This is a genomic window from Brachybacterium sp. AG952, assembly GCF_004362645.1.
Lineage (GTDB): Bacteria > Actinomycetota > Actinomycetes > Actinomycetales > Dermabacteraceae > Brachybacterium > Brachybacterium conglomeratum.
Window position 1 is genome coordinate 910456 of record NZ_SNXV01000001.1, and the last position, 16324, is coordinate 926779.

Here is a 16324-nt window from a genome sequence, read left to right on the forward strand (position 1 = left end):
TCCCGGCCCTCCCCGGTGCGGCGGATGCGCCGTCATGGACCGGGGAGCGGTGGCCCGCATCACACCCTGCCCAATGGTCAAGAGAGGGTCAAGTCCATGCCATGAAAAGCTCGTGCCGACGATGTGGAGATCCTGTGCGGACCAGGAGACGTGCAGTTCAGCGCCTCTCACCGGGACGCGGGTCGCCGTGCAGCCGCCGGTACTCGTCGTCCTCCGCGTCCTCGTCCCGGGTGAGCGCGTCGCCGCCCCCGCGCAGGCCCAGCAGCACCCCCAGCCCGGCTCCGACGAGCACGCCGACGACCGCGCCGATCCACAGGCTGTCGACGACAGCGAGCCCCATCCCGATCCCGACCACGAACCCGAGGATCATCCCGAAGGGCAGCCAGGTGGAGTCGAAGCGGCGGCGAGCAGGCGGGGCCATGGAACCTCTGTCGGGCGGAGCGGGCGGGCGGTCGGTCGGGGCGTGCGGCGCGGTCGCGGTGAGGCGCGACGCACGGCAGGCAGACCGCCAGGGTAGTCCGCCGCGGGCGCGGATAGCATCGGCCCGTGACCACGTCCTCCTCCTCTCCCGCCGTGCTGCAGGCCCTGCGCAGCCCGCGCCGCCTCACCACCGAGGTGCTGGCCGGCGCCGTCACCACCCTCGCCCTGATCCCCGAGGTCATCTCCTTCTCGGTGATCGCGGGAGTGGATCCGAAGGTCAGCCTCATCGCCTCCGTCGTGCTCGCGATCTCGATGACCTTCCTCGGCGGGCGCCCCGCGATGATCACCGCCGCCGCGGGCGCGGTCGCGCTCGTCGTCGCCCCGCTCGTGCACACCCACGGCGTCGAGTACCTGCTGCCGACCGTGATCCTCGCGGGCCTCGTCCAGATCGCGTTCGGCCTCGTCGGGCTCGCGCGGATCATGCGCTTCATCCCCCGCTCGGTGATGATCGGCTTCGTCAACGCGCTGGGCATCCTGATCTTCACCGCACAGCTCCAGCACGTCCTGGACGTGCCCGCCGCGGTCTACCCGCTGTTCGCGCTCACCCTCGTCGTGGTGCTCGCCCTGCCGCGCCTGACGAAGGCCGTGCCCGCGCCGCTGGTCGCGATCGTGCTGGTCACTGCGATCGCGATGATCTTCCACCTCCGCGTCCCGACCGTCGGCGACCAGGGCGAGGTCTCCGGCGGCCTGCCCGGCCTCACCCCGCTCGAGGTGCCGCTGACGCTGGAGACCCTGCAGATCATCGCCCCGACCGCCCTGTCCGTCGCCTTCGTCGGCCTGATGGAGACGCTGCTGACCGCGAAGCTCGTCGACGACATCACCGACACCCGCTCCTCGAAGAGCCGCGAGTCCTGGGCGCTCGGCGTCTCCAACATCCTCGCCGGCTTCTGGGGCGGGATCGCCGGCTGCGCGATGATCGGCCAGACCGTCATGAACGTGAAGCTGGGCCGGGCCCGCACCCGCATCTCCACCCTCGTCGCCGGCGTGCTGCTGCTCATCCTGGTCACCGCGCTGTCGGATCTCATGGAGCAGATCCCCATGTCCGCGCTCGCCGCGGTGATGATGGTCGTCGCGGTCTCGACCGTGGACTTCCACAGCGTGCGCCCCGCGACCCTGCGCCGCATGCCGGTCTCCGAGACGCTCGTCATGGCCACGACCGTGGTGGTCGTGGTGATCACTCACAACCTCGCCCTCGGCGTCGCCGCCGGGGCGCTGCTCGCGGTCGCCCTGTTCGCCCGGCGCGTCGCGCACGTGACCCGCGTGGAGCGCACGACGGTGGCCGACGGGACGCGCTACACCGTGCACGGCCCGCTCTTCTTCGGCTCGAGCAACGACCTGGTCGAGCAGTTCGACTACGCCGCCGACGCCGAGCGCGGCCTCCCGGTCGCCGTCGACTTCACCGCCGCCCAGATCTGGGACGCCTCGACCGTGGCCGTGCTCGACTCGGTCCAGGCCAAGTACGTCGAGCACGGCCTCGAGGTCTCCTTCACCGGGCTCGACGAGCGCTCGACCGTCTTCCACGGGCGCCTGACCGGCACGCTGAACTGACCCGCCGGACCGCCGTGGGCGGGCCGGGTCGCATCGGCGGGGTCGGCCCCCGCCGGCACGCCGCCGCTCACGGCACGATGACGATCTTCCCGCCGAGGTGACCCTGCTCGACCCGGGCGATGGCCTCCGCCGCCCGGGCGAGCGGGTAGGTCTCGAGCACGTGGGGGTCGACGAGTCCCGCCTCGACCACGCCGACGATCTTCTCGAGCACGCCCTCGGAGCGCTCGCGCCCTGCCCCGCCGAGCTCCGTCGCGGTGGCCGCGTCCGCCGCGGAGACGAGGTGCGCAGGATCCTTCACGAGCGGGGCCAGCGCCCGCAGCGGCTCCCCGCCCACCAGGTCCACGAGCAGGTCCGCACCGTCGGGCAGCAGGTCGCGCACCGCCTCGGCGGCGCCGGGGCCGGCGGCGACGAAAGCCGCGCCGGTCTCCTCGATCAGCTCCCGCTTGGCCGCGGAGGCGACGCCCACGGCGGCGAAGCCGTGGACCGCGGCGATCTGCAGCACCATCCGGCCCACCCCGCCGCCGGCGCCGAGCACCAGCAGTGACTGGCCCGCCTCGATCTCGACCTGATGGGTGAGGTCGTAGGCGGTGGTGCCGGCGACGGGCAGGGTCGCGGCGTCGACGAAGGAGATCTCCTGCGGCTTGCGCACGGCCTCCGCGGCTCGCAGCACCGTGTGCGAGGCGAAGGCGCCCTGGCCCCGCGCGGGGGCGCCGAGCACCTCCTCGCCGACGGCGAGAGCAGTGACGCCCTCGCCGAGGGCGACGACGACTCCGGAGGCCTCGAGCCCCATCGGCATCGGCATCGGGGCCGAGTTGCCGAAGGCGCCCTCGCGACGCTTGACGTCGGCGGGGTTCACCCCGGCGGCACGGACCTCGATCAGGACCTCGCCGGGGCGGGGCTCCGGGACCGGGCGCTCGGCCAGCTCCTGGTGCTCGGGGCCGCCGTAGCGGGCGGTGACGAACACGGGCGAGGTGGTGGTGACGGTCATGTCAGGTCTCCTCTTTCTGCGGGCGGTTCCGCGACGGGGTCAGGCTGTCACGCGCGGGCGGGTGCTGCGCTCCTCGGCGATCGGCGGGGCGCTCGCCGAGGTGGGTCGGGACTCGTCCCGGCGGCGAAGCAGTCGCATGGCGTTCAAGATCACGAGTAGCACGGAGGCCTCGTGGACGAGCATGCCGATGGCCATCGTGACCCCGCCGGCGAAGACCCCGGCCAGCAGGGCCGCCACCGTGAGCACCGCGATCGCGATGTTCTGGTGCATCACCCGCACGGTGCGGCGGGCGAGTCCCACGGCCTCCGGGAGCTTCAGCAGGTCGTCCTTCATCAGTGCGATGTCCGCGGTCTCGATCGCGACGCCGGTGCCGGCCGCGCCCATCGCCACGCCGATGTCCGCCGTCGCGAGCGCCGGGGCGTCGTTCACGCCGTCGCCAACCATCGCGACAGTGTGACCCTCGGCCTGCAGCGCGCGGACCGCGTCGAGCTTGTCCTCGGGCAGCAGCTGGGCGCGGACCTCGTCGACGCCGACCTCGGCGGCCACTGCCCGGGCGACGCGCTCGTCGTCGCCGGTGAGCATCACGACCTTCTTCACGCCCCGGGCGTGGAGTCGGGCGATCATCTCCGACGCATCGGCGCGCAGCCGGTCGGCCACGGCGACCACGCCGATCACCTCCCCGTCGAGCGCGATCGCCATCGGGGTGCGGCCCAGGCCCGCGAGCCGGGCGACCTCCTCGGCGGCCCCGCGGTCCTCGGCAATGCCCTCGACTGCCAGCAGCGGCAGGTTGCCCACGGCCACGCGGCGGCCCTCCACGGTGGCGACGACGCCCTTGCCCGGAACCGGTTCGGTGTGCTCGGGCAGGCCCGCGATCGCGAGCCCCTCGGCGTCGGCGGCCTCGATGAGCGGACGAGCCAGCGGGTGCTCGGACCCGGCCTCGGCCCGGGCGGCCCATCCCAGCACCTCGGCGCGGCTGTGGGCGGGGTCCAGGACGCTCACGTCGGTGAGGTGCGGCCTGCCTTCGGTGAGGGTGCCGGTCTTGTCCAGCGCGACGGCGGAGATCCTCGCGCTGGTCTCAAGGAACTCCCCGCCCTTGATGAGGATGCCGTCCTTCGCGCCGCGGCCGATGCCGGCCACGATCGCGACCGGGATCGAGATGACCAGCGCCCCGGGGCAGCCGATCACGAGCAGCGTCAGCGCGAGCACGACGTCGCCGGTCACGAGCCCGGTGACCAGTGCGAGCAGGATGATCGCCGGGGTGTACCAGGTGGAGAAGCGCTCCATGAAGCTCTGGGTGCGGGCCTTCGCATCCTGCGCCTCCTCGACGCGGTGGATGATCCGGGCGAGAGTCGTGTCGGCGCCGATGCCGGTGGCGCGCACCTGCAGGAGCCCGGCGGCGGCGACGGTGCCCGCGAACACCTGGTCGCCCGCGGCCTTCTCCACAGGGAGCGACTCGCCGGTGATCGAGGCCTCGTCCAGTGCGCCGGTCCCGCCGATCACGGTCCCGTCGACGGGGACCTTCGCGCCGTTCTTGACCAGCACGGTCTCCTCGAGCAGCACGTCGGCGGCGGGGATCTCGACTTGGCGACCGTCCCGCATCACGACCGCGACGTCGGGGGCGACCGCGACCAGCTCGGCGAGCGCGGAGCGGGTGCGGTTCATGGTGCCCGCCTCGAGGGCGTGGCCGATCGCGAACAGGAAGGTGACGGCGGCGGCCTCCCAGTACTCGCCGATCACGAGCGCGCCGATCGCGGCGATGGAGACCAGCAGGTCGATCGCGATGGTCCGCGCCCGCAGGGCACGGACGGCCGTGAGCAGGATCGGGGCCCCCGCCACCAGGGCGGCGGCGACCATGGCCAGGTCCGAGGCGATCAGGACGCCCCGGCGGTCCAGGGCGAGGCCGAACTCGTGGTGCCCGGCGCCGAAGGGGTTCACGCCGGCGGAGGCGGAGAGGACGGCGGCGAGGACGATGAGGGCGCCGGCGACGGTCGGCGTGCCCCAGGGGCCGCGCCACCAGCGCAGCAGGGTGGTCATGAGGAGTCCTTTCGAGACAGGCGCCCGCGGCCCCGGGACGGGGGATGCCGTACCGGGTGCCTCGGCGGGCGGGGATCCGCGGGGCGGATCCGGGGAGAGGGTCAGAAGGCGGAGAGCGTGGCCCGGTAGCCGGCCGCGCCGATCGCGGCGATGATCTCGTCGGTGGAGGTCACCGACGGGTCGTGGTCGACCTCGACGCGGGCGGAGGCGAACTTGACGGTGACGTCCCGGACGCCCGGCAGGCGGCCCACGCGCTTCTCGATCTTGGCCACGCAGGAGGGGCAGCTGAAACCTTCGGCGCGGAAGACGGAGCGGGTGGTGGAACCGGCGGTGGCGGTCATGAGCGGGTCCTCTCGGCGAGTGCGGCGAGGGCGTCTCCCTCGCTCGTAACTCGACCCTAGGTGCGTGCGGAGAGGGAGAACATGACGGCGGTCATTCGCCCGCACGGCAATCCTGACCAGGACCGATGGCCCGTTCTAGGGGTCGCACACGGGCTATCCTCACGCCATGACCGCTCCCGAGGGGCGGCGCACCATCCCGCTGGCGGAGGTGACGCTGCCGCACCAGTGCCCCGCGCCCATGCGCCTGGGTGTGCTCTCCCGCTCCGCCTACTTCCACGGTCTGGACGCCGCGGCGCTCGAGGGCATCGACCGACGCATGCGCACCGCCACGATCGCCGCCGACGAGGCGGTGTTCCGGGCGGGGGAGGAGGCGAGGGCCCTGTACGTCGTCGCCGAGGGGCGGGTGCGGATGTCGCAGCCGACGCCGTCGGGCGCGCTCGTGGTCACCGACATCCTCGGGCCGGGGGCGATGTTCGGGGCGATGAGCAGCCTCGGCGAGCCCGTGCACCAGCGCACGGCGACCGCGCTCGTCGGCTCCTGCGTGCTGCAGATCGGGCAGGCCGCCTTCCGAGAGGTGATGGTCGAGCAGCCCGTCGTGGGGCTGCGAGTCGTGGACGACCTCGCCGAGCGGCTCTCCCGCGCTCAGACCGACCTGGGCGGGCAGGGTCCGGACACCGTCGAGCAGCGGGTCGCGCGGGCGCTGCTGCGCCTCGCCGAGACGCTCGGGGAGGACCGCGGCGCGCAGGGTCTGCTGCTCGAGGTGCCGCTGAGCCGGGCGGACCTCGCCGGCCTCGCCCGCTCCACCCCCGAGTCGGTCTCCCGCGTGATGAGTCGGCTGCGGCGCGAGGGGATCATCGACTCCGGCCGGCGCTGGACCTCGATCCTGGACCGCGGCGCGCTCGAGGAGCGCGCCGCGGCGAGCTGATCAGATCGGTCGGCGGCGCACCAGGCGCAGCACGGTGCGCAGGATCATCATCACCAGCAGCAGGATCCCCACGTAGCCGTTGATGACGTAGACGATGTCGACCATCTGCGAGAACGGCAGCACCAGCCCGATCAGGGTGCCGACCGCGGCGAGGACCACGGTGAGGCGCTTGAACCCGGGGGTGCCGTCGGCGAAGAAGCGCTGGGAGACGGTCCAAAGCAGCGGCACGGCCGTGGTGAAGATGCCCGCGAGGATGATCAGCGAGAAGCCCGAGGCGAGGACGGGGCTGATCTCGTTCGCCAGCACCAGCATCGGGATCTCGGTGCCGGCGACGAACTCGATGTTCGCCAGCAATCCGAGCCCGACGATCATGCAGGCCAGCGCGAAGATGCTGCCGCCGAGGATGCCGCCCGAGGCGGCCTCGGGGTTGCTGCGGGTGGTGCGGCCCAGCGCCGTCAGGAACGCCGCGAGCCACAGCATGCAGAAGCCGACGTAGGACAGCCCCGACATGAACCAGTTGTTCGAGGCCTGCACAAGATCGAGCGAGGGGAGCATGGACACGCCCTCGCCGACGCCGTGCGAAGAGCGGACGATGCCCACGATGCCCAGCGCGATCGCGATCACCACGATGACCGGGCCGATCTTGCCGATCACGTCCACCAGGCTCGAGAGCCCGAACCAGGCCGTCAGCCCCACCACGACCGCGAGCGCCACGCCGCCGATGTACTTCGAGAGGCCGTAGTGCTCCTCGAACACAGCGCCCGCGCCCGAGACCATCACGGTGAAGCTCAGGAACACGAACAGGATCGAGAACCAGTCGAAGAAGGTGCCCAGGTACCTGCCGCAGTAGTAGTAGAAGATCCGCGAGGGCTTGTCGAACCCGTGCTTCCGCCCGACGAGGAAGAACTCCACGCACACGTAGGAGATCAGCACCAGCACCAGAAGGCCGGTGCCGAAGAACCCTCGAGAAGCCGTAGGAGGTGAAGTGCTGCAGGATCTCCTGTCCGGGAACCGCCCGGCACGGGCCCGGACCGTCCCTCATCGGACAGCAGGCACCGGCGCGCCGGGAGGGCGCCGGGTCGTCATCGCCCCGGACGCCGCCGGTGGATCAGCTGTGACGCTAAGTCGATATGGCGGGCCTCATACCGTCAAGCGGGTGATCGCACGGCGACCGACGGGCAGATCGGGCGGGGGCGCCTCATCATCAGCACGTCGACCCAGGCCAACAGGTATCTGCGGAGCGTCTTGGGCGAGGCGTCGGCGAATCATGGTCACCTCGTCGTGGTCCATGTCGGCTGCTGCAGATGGTGCCCCCGGCAGGATTCGAACCTGCGACACCCGCTTTAGGAGAGCGGTGCTCTATCCCCTGAGCTACGGAGGCGCTCCGGTCCGGTCGGGGATGAATCCCCATGACCGAAGGCCTGGGTCATCGTAGCCTCCCATGGCAGGATCGCTCCATGTCGACCGCATCGCACGAGACCGCCGCCACCGTCGCCGCCGTGATCCTGGCCGGGGGAGCGGCCTCGCGCCTGGGCGGCACCGACAAGACCCGTCTGCCCATCGCGGGCGCGAGCGTGCTCGAACGCGTGCTGCGCGCCGCCCCCGTCGGCCGCCGCATCGTCGTGGGCCCGAGCGGGGCCGACGGCGGCGACCTCGCCGCCCGCCACGGCGCCCGCTTCGTGCTCGAGGACCCGCCGCGCTCCGGGCCGCTGGCCGCGCTCGCCCGCGGCGTCGCCGAGATCTCCGAGGCGCCCGACGAGGCGACCGTGCTGGTCCTCGGCGGGGACATGCCGCTGCTGCGCCCCGAGACCCTCCGCGCCCTCGCCGCCCGCAGTGCCGAGACCGGCCGCGTCGTCGCCCTCGAGTCGAAGGACGGGCATGTGCAGTTCCTCGGTGCCGCCTGGCCGCTCGGCCGGATCCGCGCCGCGCTCTCCGAGATCGAGCACGACGGCGGCGGCTGGGCGGACCTCAGCCTGCGCCGCCTCTACGGCACCCTCGGCGAGGGCGAGCTCGTGAGCCTGCCCGTCACCGGCTCCGAGGCCGCCGACATCGACACCCCCGATGCCCTGGACCAGGTGCGCCGCGCCGCCGGCCCCCGCATCGCCCTCGCCCAGATCGAGGTGCCCACCGATCATGAGTCGATGGTCGCCGTGGTCCGCGGCGCCGTCGCCGAGGCCGCCCAGGAGGGCGCCCACCTCGTGCTCCTGCCCGAGGCGACCCTCACCCCCTTCGGCACCGACCTGCGCGCCGCCGCCGAGACCCACCACGAGGACTTCGCCCGTCTGCTCCAGGAGCTCGCCGACGAGCACTCCCTGGTCGTGGTCGCCGGCTCCTTCAGCCCCGCGGACGACGGCCGCGTCCACAACACCGTCCTCGTTCGCGGCCCCGGCGGCACCCCCTCGCTCGAGTACCGCAAGATCCACCTCTTCGACGCCTTCGACGCCGACGAGTCCGCCACCGTCGCCCCCGGGCAGGAGCTGGTCACCTTCGACCTCGCCGGCACCCGCTTCGGCCTCGCCACCTGCTACGACATGCGCTTCCCGGAGCAGTTCACGGCGCTCGCCCGCCGCGGCGCGCACGCGATCCTGCTGCCGACGGCCTGGGCCGAGGGCCCCGGCAAGCGCGAGCAGCTCCAGCTGCTGCTGCGCGCGCGGGCGCTGGACTCGACCTCGGTGATCCTCGCCGCCGACCAGTCCCCGCCCGCCGGCTACGCGGGCAGGGCCCCGCGCGGCATCGGCCGCTCCGCCGCCGTCGGCCCGCTGGGCCGGATCCGCCAGGAGCTCGGGCTCGAGCCCGGACTGCTGATGGTCGACCTGGACCTCGCCGAGGTCGAGACGGCGCGCGCGACCCTGCCCGTGCTGCGCCACACGGTGCCGCTGCCCGAGCGCTGAGCCCGCGGCGAGCACGATCTGATCGCGGGGCTGCCGGGAGTGCGGCTCGGCAGGCCCGCCTGTCGGCGTGACCTGGGGAACAGACCCGTCCCGACAGCCTCGCGTACCCTGCCGGGGTGAACACCCTGCTCAGCCGCCATGCCTCCGTTCGCCCCGCCGCCCTCGCAGCGCTCTTCGCCGCCCTGCTCGCCGCGCTCCTCGCGCTCGGCGCGCCCGCGCAGGCCCATGACACGCTGCTCGAGTCGGATCCGGCCGACGGCGCGACGCTGGAGACCTCGCCCGAGGCGATCACCCTCACCTTCTCGGCCGACATCCTCGAGGTGAGCCCGCTGGTGCGGATCACCGACGAGTCCGGCGAGCAGCTGGCCGAGATCACTCCGAGCATCGACGGACCCGTCGCCACCGCGACCCTCGAGGAGCCGCTGCCCGCCGGGACCAGCACCGTCCAGTGGCGCGTCGTCTCCAGTGACGGCCACCCCATCGAGGGCACCTTCGAGGTGACCGTCGAGCAGGACGCCGCCGCGGAGGAGACCACCGAGGCGCCCGCCGAGGAGAGCAGCCCCGCCGAGGAGAGCGCCCCCGCCGAGACCGCCGCCCCCGCCGAGGAGGGTGAGCAGGCCACGGCCGAGGCCGCCGAGGAGGAGAGCGGCTCCTCCATGACCCCGCTGCTCATCGTGCTCGGCGTCGCCGTGGTCGGCGCGGTCGTCGCGGTGCTGCTGATCATGCGCCGCCGCGACTGACGCCCGGCCCGTCGGTCGCTGGGCCGCAACCCCGTCGGCCGCTCGACCCCGCGCCGCCGGCCCACCGGCCCCGCGACCCGGCCCGTCGGCCGTGGACCGGCCCCGGACACGGAAGAACCCCCGAGGCATGCCTCGGGGGTTCTTCGCTGCTCAGGGGGCGGGGACTCAGTTGTCCTTGTTGTCGTCCCCGCCGAGTCCGAGTCGGTCGCGGGCGGCGTCCGCGCCCTTGTCGACGTGACCGTCGACGTTGTCCGGAGCGCGATCCTTGACCTGCTCGGTCGCACCGTCGAGGCCCTGCTCGACCTTGTCCGGGTTGTCGTTGGCGAAGCCCTTGGCCTTGTTCAGCGCGTCATCGAAGCCCATGATCATGTCCTTTCGTTCGCGGAACCACCCCGTGACCGGGGCGACATCGCCAACCTACGACGCCCCGCCGCCGTGACTCAAACGTGACCCGACGATCCGACGGGATCTGGTCGATTCTGCGCGCGACAGGCGCTATCGGGCGCAAAGCGCGCAATACTGTCTGCGTGACCATGCGCGAAACCGGGCCCCGCCCCTCCGCTTCGACCCCCTCGAGCCCGTCCCAGGCGCCGCGTCGCGCCGCGAGGGGACGCAGCGCCCGCTGGGACCACGTGCTCTCGCTGCTGACCACCACCAAGCGCCTCAGCGTCGCCGAGGTCGCCGCCGACCTCGAGGTCAGCGAGTCCACGGTGCGACGCGACTTCATGGAGATGGAGCGGGCCCAGCTCGCCCGGCGCACCCACGGCGGGATCGTCGCGGTCGACGTCGCCTACTCCCTCGCCAGCGTCCCGCGCGCGGCCGACGAGGGCTCCGCCCAGCGCGAGCGGGTCGCGGACCGCGCCGCCTCCCTCGTCGAGCCCGGGCAGATCATCGGCTTCAACGGAGGGCGCACCACCACCTCCGCCGCCCGCCGGGCCGTCTCCCGCTCAGACCTCGACTCCCGCGACGGGACGCCGGGCCTGACCGTGGTCTGCGCGGCGCTGAACATCGCCACCGAGGCCGTGCTGCGCCCCTCCGTGCGCACCGTCGTGCTCGGCGGCGTCGCCGAGCCCTACTCCTTCGAGCTCACCGGCCCCCTCGCCACCGCCACCATGCGCGACCTGTGGCTGGACACGATGTTCGTCGGCACCGTCGGACTCGACCTCGGTGCGGGCCTGACCTGCAACTCCGACGCCGAGGCGGGCGTCACCCGGATCATGATCGGCCACTCCCGCCGCGTCGTCGGCCTCGCCACCGCCGACAAGATCGGCCACCGCGCGCTCGCCGGGATCTGCCCCGTCTCCGTGCTCACCGACCTGATCATCGCCGGCCCCGTCCCCGAGGACCTCCGCGCCCATCTGCAGGAGAGCTCGGTGCGCCTGCACGAGGTGTGAGCAGGTCGGGCGTCCCACGGCGGCACGCCTGCGCGGACGCCCGCCGGGCTCCCGGTAGCGTGGGCTCCCATGTGGAGTTTCCTGCGCGGGAAGAAGCGACCGGAGAGCACGGACCAGGAGGCGCCGTCGCGCGACGACGCCCTGTCGGCCCTCGCCCGGGAGCGTCGCGGCGAGCGGTCCGGGGACCAGCAGGAGGCCCCCGCGAGCCCCGACCCGGCACCTGCCGCCCCGCAGCGCGAGGAGCCCCCGGCCGAGCCTGCGCGGACCGGCGGCTACGAGGTCGTGCTCGACCACCGCTTCGACGAGGTCGGAGCCGGGATCGCGCCCGAGCAGGACGAGGACGGCGTGCCCGTGGTCCGCCGCGAGCACCGACCGCTCAGCCGCGAGGACCGCGTCGCCGACGCCCTGGACCGCTGGGCCCAGCAGATCACCGGCGGCGTCACCGCCCCCTCCTTCCTCACCCAGATCCGTGCCGGCGGCACGGTCCTGGACCTCACCCACTCCCATCCCTCCGGCCTCGCGCAGCTCCTCGCCGGCCGCGGCCCCACGCGCCTGTCCTCCCTGGTCCGCGAGGTCGGGGCGCTCGCCGACGCCCGCGCCCACGCCCGCACCATCCGCGAGGTCGCCGAGCGGCACGCGGAGGAGGTGGGCCTGACCACCTGCCACCTCGGGATCGGCGAGGCGATCTGGTACCCCGAGGACGGCTCCGAGCCGATCCACGCCCCCGTGCTCGTGCGCCCCGTGACCCTGCGCCTGCGCGGCAACGCCCGTGAGGACGTCGACCTCGAGGTCGACGCGACCGCGGACCTCAACCCCGTCCTGCTGCGCGCCCTGCGCGAGGCCGGCGTCGCCGTGGACGCCCGCGCGCTGCTGGCCACGACCGACGGCGCCCACGGCTTCGACCCCAACCCCGTCCTGGACGCCTTCCGCTCCCTCGGCCAGCCGCTGACCGGCTTCCGCGTCCTGCACGCCCTCGTCGTCGGGAACATGATGGACGCCGCCGGCTCCGTCGCCGAGGACCTCGCCGAGGCGCGCGAGGACTGGGCCGCCTCGCCGCTGGTCGCCGCGCTCGCCGGCGACGAGACCGCCCGCACCGAGGTGCAGGACGCGGAGGGGACCGAGCTCCCCTCGGTGCCCGAGGACGAGCTGGTCGCCGCCGTCGACCCCGGCCACCGCGCCGTGCTCGAACGGGTCCTGGCCGGTGGGGACCTCGCCGTGCCCACCCCGCCCGGCACCACCAGCCTCGACCTCGTCGTCGACCTCGCCGAGGAGCTCAACGCCCGGGGCAAGAGCGTCCTGATCGTCTCCCAGCGCCGCCGCAACCTCTCCCAGCTCGTCGAGATCGCCCGCCGCCGCGGCCTCGACGAGCTCGTCTTCGACCTCTCCCCGGACCCGTCCCTGCAGCGCAACGCCTCCGCCTCGCTGCTGCGCAGCCTGCGCCGCGCCGGCTCCCACGGACTCGGTCCGGACGACGCCGCCCCCGAGGAGCTCGGCGCCAGCCGCGACATCCTCGTCGGCCACGTCGAGGCGATGCACCGGATCCAGGAACCGTGGGACGCCTCCGCCCACGACGCGATCTCCGCGCTCGCCGCGCTGACCCGCCTCCACCCCGCCCCCCGCACCTCGGTGCGGCTGCCCGGCTCCGTGGCCGCGCAGATGGTGGGGGAGGACCGCGACCGCTACACCGAAGCGCTGCGCGAGGCCGCCGAGGTGGGCGTGCTCTCCACCGGCCCCGAGCAGACCGCCTGGTACGGCGCGCCGATCAGCTCCGACACCCAGGCATCGCGGGCCGAGGAGCTCGTGGACCAGCTGCGCGGCGAGATCCTGCCGCAGCTGCGCCGCGCCGGCGCCCGCGCCGGCGGGGAGCTGGGACTGCGCGAGCCCGCGACCCTCGACCAGCTCGGCGAGCGCCTCGCCCTGCTGGACCGGGTGCAGGCGCTGCTGGGCACCTTCCAATCCGCCGTGTTCGCCGCCCCGCTGCCCGACCTCGTCGCCGCCACCGCCGACAAGCGCTGGCGCGAGGAGCGCGGCGTGGAGATGGGCTTCGGCGCCCGTCGGCGGCTGAAGAAGGAGGCCGCCGCGCTGCAGCGCCCCGCCGCCCTGTCCCCGGACCTGCACCGCGACCTCGGCGAGGCCCGTGACGTGGTCGAGGAGTGGCGCCGCCACGCCGCCGAGGCGGAGGGGAGCCCCTCGCGACCGTCCCTGCCCGAGGACCTCGAGCAGATCCACCGCATCGCCGCCCGCTCCCAGAAGGTGCTCGACGAGCTGGCCGTGCTGCTGGACGGCACCCCCGCCGGCGCCGACCTCGCCCGCACCGGCCTCGACGAGCTCGAGCGCCGCGTCGAGGCCCTCGCCGCGGACCGCGCCGACCTCGAGACCCTCCCGCGTCGCACCGAGCTGCTGCGCCGACTCGGCTTCGACGGCCTCGGCGAGCTCGTCGAGGACCTCCGCGCCCGCAGAGTGCCGATCGACCAGGTCGGCGCCGAGCTGGAGCTGGCCTGGTGGCGCAGCGTCCTCGAGCTGATCGCCGGCGCCGAGCCGACCATCTCCCAGTACGACGGCACCTCCCTCTCCCAGGTCGCCGAGCGGTTCCGCCGACTGGACGCCGCCTATCTCGCCGACGCCTCCGCCCGCGTGCACGCCGCGGCCGACGAGACGAGGGTGGCGACGATGAAGCTCTACCCGGACACCTCCCGCGCCGCGATCGCCGAGCTCGCCCGCTCCTCGACCGTGTCCATCCGCGACCTCGCCGCGAAGTACGAGGACATCCTCTTCGCGGCCCGCCCCGCCTGGCTCGCCTCCCCGTACCTGGTCCCGCAGGTCATCCCGCGGGGACGCCACTTCGACGTGCTGATCGTCGCCGACGGCGGGCGCCTGCCCACCGCCGCGGCGCTGCCGTCGATCGTCCGGGCGTCGCAGACCGTCGTCGTCGGCGATGTGCTCGAGTACGGCGGGGACTCGGTCCCGAGCCTCCTCGACGACATGCTGCGCATCGCCCCGCACCAGGAGATCCTGCGCGATCCCCATCCCGCGACCGAGGGGCTGCGCGGCTTCGCCCAGCGCCGCGCCCTGGTCGGCGAGGTCGTGGCCGTGCCGAGCCCCGTCGCCCCCGAGCAGGACCGCCTGGTCACCGTCGAGAACGGCCGCGGCCCCGTCACCGAGGGGACGGAGTACGTCGAGTCCACCGAGGCGGAGCTGCGCCGTGTCACCGACCTCGTGATCGAGCACGCTCGCACCCGCCCCGAGCGGTCCCTGGCCGTGCTCACCTTCACCGAGGAGCACGCCCGGCGCCTGATGGAGCGGATCATGAACACCGTCTCCGTCATCCCGGCGCTGCGCGACTACTTCGACCCCGGCGCCCGCGAGGTGTTCACGGTGCTGCCCGCCGCGCAGGCCACCTCCGTGCTGCGCGACGACATCATCGTCTCGATCGGCTTCGGGAAGACCCCGCACGGCCGGCTGCTGCACCGCTTCGGACCGCTGTCCGAGGAGAGCGGCCGCAAGGCCCTCGCCACCGTCATCACCCGCGCCCGCGGCCGCACCACCGTGGTCTCCTCCCTCGCCGTGCAGGACCTCGACCACGCCCGGCTGCGCTCCGACGGCGCCCGCGACCTGCGCGCCCTGCTCTGGGTGCTGCAGGGCGGGCACGACGTCCCCGTCGTCCCCCATGTCGCCGCGCTCACCGGCAGCGACGAGGAGATCGCTCCGCCCGCCCCCGAGCTGCCGCGCGCCGCACCCGCTCCGAACGGGAGCGAGGGCCCCGTGCAGGAGGGCCGCGGCGGCGCCGCACCGGAGCCGGCCGCGTCCGCGGAGCCGGCGCACGCGCAGGAGCTCTCCGACGAGGACCTCGACGCCGCGATCGAGGCGGCGCTGGCCCGCAAGTCCGCCGCCTCCCCGCGGAGCGCGGACCCCGAGACCGACGGCGCCGGGACCGGTCAGGAGACGGAGCAGCCGGCGGCGGAGTCCGACGACGCCGCCCGGGCCGCGGACGGTGGCGCCGCCGGCTCCGGCGCGCCCGCGGGCGCCGAGGCGCCGTCCGACGTCGACGAGCCCGCCGCCGCGCGGCCCGAGCCGGAGGCCGAGCGGGCCCCGCGCGAGCTCGAGACCGACGCCCTCGTCCAGGACCTCGCCGACCGCCTGCGCCGGCTCGGCCTGCTGGTCGAGCGGGACTTCGGCCTCTCCGCGGACCGGATCGAGCTCGCGCTCGGCCATCCGGACATGCCCGGCCGACTGCTGCTGGCCGTGGACACCGACGGCGCCCACTACGTCGACACCCCCAGCCAGCGCGAGCGCGACCGGCTGCGGGCCGAGCGCCTCGAGGCCGCCGGCTGGGCGACCGAGCGCGTGTGGTCCTGGGCCCTGTTCATCGACCCCGACGGGGAGGCCGAGCGGATCCGTCGCGCCCTGGACCGGGCGCTGCGCCTGGTCCAGGCGGAGGAGAGCTCCGACTCGCCCTCCGGCGTCGGCACGATCCGCCATCGTCTGCCCCGCCCGCAGATCCCCGCCGGTCACCCGCTGAGCTTCTACTCCAGCGACGACTTCGACGCGGTGGTGGAGTACATCTGCTCCGACGGCCGCGCCCGGCTCGAGGAGCACCTGGCCACCGAGGTGCGCAGCTTCCTCGGCTTCGAGCAGCGCTCCGTGCTGCTGGACGTCTCCGTCTCCAGCGCGATCCGCCGCTACCAGGAGCGACAGTGAGCACCGGCTCCGCGGCCGACGGGGAAGCGTCGGCCCGCGGGAGAGCGGCGAGGCCCGCCCGCCGGGTCGTCGTCTCCTCCGTGACCGGCAAGCCGATCGACTGGGAGGCACAGGACGCGGCCGCCCCCGCCGCCTCCCGCGGCGAGGAGCCGAAGGTGCTCCCGGACCGCCTCGCCGAGGACGCCCCCGAGCCCGGGGCCGACGAGTCCAACGACGCCCGCCTCAGCGGCGACGTGCCCCCGCACTGGGGCCGCGGCCGCTGATCGGACGGGGAGCGCGCCACGG

13 protein-coding genes and 1 tRNA gene are annotated in these 16324 nt (G+C 74.1%); 7 read left to right on the forward strand and 7 right to left on the reverse strand.

Going from position 1 to position 16324, the window contains the following annotated elements; all coding sequences use genetic code 11:
• Window positions 1–157: 157 nt before the first annotated feature.
• A complete protein-coding gene (locus DEU31_RS03995) occupies window positions 158–421 on the reverse strand; it encodes a hypothetical protein (protein ID WP_010550402.1) in 264 nt (87 codons plus the stop codon).
• 125 nt (window positions 422–546) lie between these two features.
• On the opposite strand from DEU31_RS03995, the gene DEU31_RS04000 reads away from it, so the two are divergent.
• The gene (locus DEU31_RS04000; RefSeq protein WP_133675915.1) at window positions 547–2028 is read left to right on the forward strand and encodes a SulP family inorganic anion transporter; all 1482 of its coding nucleotides are present in this window, start codon (window positions 547–549) and stop codon (window positions 2026–2028) included.
• Between the two features lie 67 nt (window positions 2029–2095).
• Here DEU31_RS04000 and DEU31_RS04005 read toward each other — a convergent pair whose 3' ends face one another.
• The 3 genes from DEU31_RS04005 to DEU31_RS04015 all read right to left on the reverse strand — a co-directional run bounded on the left by DEU31_RS04005 (window position 2096) and on the right by DEU31_RS04015 (window position 5391).
• Window positions 2096–3016: an NADP-dependent oxidoreductase gene (locus tag DEU31_RS04005; protein WP_133675917.1), complete on the reverse strand. Its 921-nt coding sequence runs from the start codon at window positions 3014–3016 to the stop codon at window positions 2096–2098.
• A 39-nt stretch (window positions 3017–3055) separates the two neighbouring features.
• The gene (locus DEU31_RS04010; RefSeq protein ID WP_133675919.1) at window positions 3056–5050 is read right to left on the reverse strand and encodes a cation-translocating P-type ATPase; all 1995 of its coding nucleotides are present in this window, start codon (window positions 5048–5050) and stop codon (window positions 3056–3058) included.
• A gap of 101 nt (window positions 5051–5151) precedes the next feature.
• Window positions 5152–5391, reverse strand: coding sequence for a heavy metal-associated domain-containing protein (locus DEU31_RS04015; protein ID WP_010550398.1), 240 nt, complete (start codon window positions 5389–5391; stop codon window positions 5152–5154).
• A 166-nt stretch (window positions 5392–5557) separates the two neighbouring features.
• On the opposite strand from DEU31_RS04015, the gene DEU31_RS04020 reads away from it, so the two are divergent.
• Complete coding sequence (locus tag DEU31_RS04020) at window positions 5558–6316, forward strand: Crp/Fnr family transcriptional regulator (RefSeq protein ID WP_133675921.1); 759 nt, start codon at window positions 5558–5560, stop codon at window positions 6314–6316.
• On the opposite strand, the gene DEU31_RS04025 is transcribed toward DEU31_RS04020, so the two are convergent.
• Window positions 6317–7249 carry a hypothetical protein gene (locus tag DEU31_RS04025; protein ID WP_243733707.1) on the reverse strand — a complete coding sequence of 311 codons (933 nt, stop codon included), beginning with the start codon at window positions 7247–7249 and terminating at the stop codon, window positions 6317–6319.
• A 372-nt stretch (window positions 7250–7621) separates the two neighbouring features.
• A tRNA-Arg gene (locus tag DEU31_RS04030) sits at window positions 7622–7697 on the reverse strand.
• Window positions 7698–7773: 76 nt separating this feature from the next.
• On the opposite strand from DEU31_RS04030, the gene DEU31_RS04035 reads away from it, so the two are divergent.
• Both DEU31_RS04035 and DEU31_RS17260 read left to right on the forward strand, forming a co-directional pair.
• Window positions 7774–9207: a nitrilase-related carbon-nitrogen hydrolase gene (locus DEU31_RS04035; protein ID WP_133675923.1), complete on the forward strand. Its 1434-nt coding sequence runs from the start codon at window positions 7774–7776 to the stop codon at window positions 9205–9207.
• Window positions 9208–9323: 116 nt separating this feature from the next.
• The gene (locus DEU31_RS17260; protein ID WP_133675925.1) at window positions 9324–9947 is read left to right on the forward strand and encodes a copper resistance CopC family protein; all 624 of its coding nucleotides are present in this window, start codon (window positions 9324–9326) and stop codon (window positions 9945–9947) included.
• 165 nt (window positions 9948–10112) lie between these two features.
• On the opposite strand, the gene DEU31_RS04045 is transcribed toward DEU31_RS17260, so the two are convergent.
• Entirely contained in the window at window positions 10113–10310 is a 198-nt protein-coding gene (locus DEU31_RS04045) for an antitoxin (RefSeq protein ID WP_010550392.1), read from the reverse strand.
• 170 nt (window positions 10311–10480) lie between these two features.
• Between DEU31_RS04045 and DEU31_RS04050 the strand changes: the two genes are divergently transcribed.
• The 3 genes from DEU31_RS04050 to DEU31_RS04060 all read left to right on the forward strand — a co-directional run bounded on the left by DEU31_RS04050 (window position 10481) and on the right by DEU31_RS04060 (window position 16302).
• A complete protein-coding gene (locus tag DEU31_RS04050) occupies window positions 10481–11341 on the forward strand; it encodes a DeoR/GlpR family DNA-binding transcription regulator (RefSeq protein ID WP_083840009.1) in 861 nt (286 codons plus the stop codon).
• 69 nt (window positions 11342–11410) lie between these two features.
• A complete protein-coding gene (locus DEU31_RS04055) occupies window positions 11411–16039 on the forward strand; it encodes a DUF4011 domain-containing protein (RefSeq protein ID WP_133675927.1) in 4629 nt (1542 codons plus the stop codon).
• Window positions 16036–16302 (forward strand): hypothetical protein, encoded by a 267-nt coding sequence (locus DEU31_RS04060; RefSeq protein ID WP_133675929.1) that lies wholly within the window; start codon window positions 16036–16038, stop codon window positions 16300–16302. The genes DEU31_RS04055 and DEU31_RS04060 overlap by 4 nt, the downstream gene beginning before the upstream one ends.
• Window positions 16303–16324 lie beyond the last annotated feature (22 nt).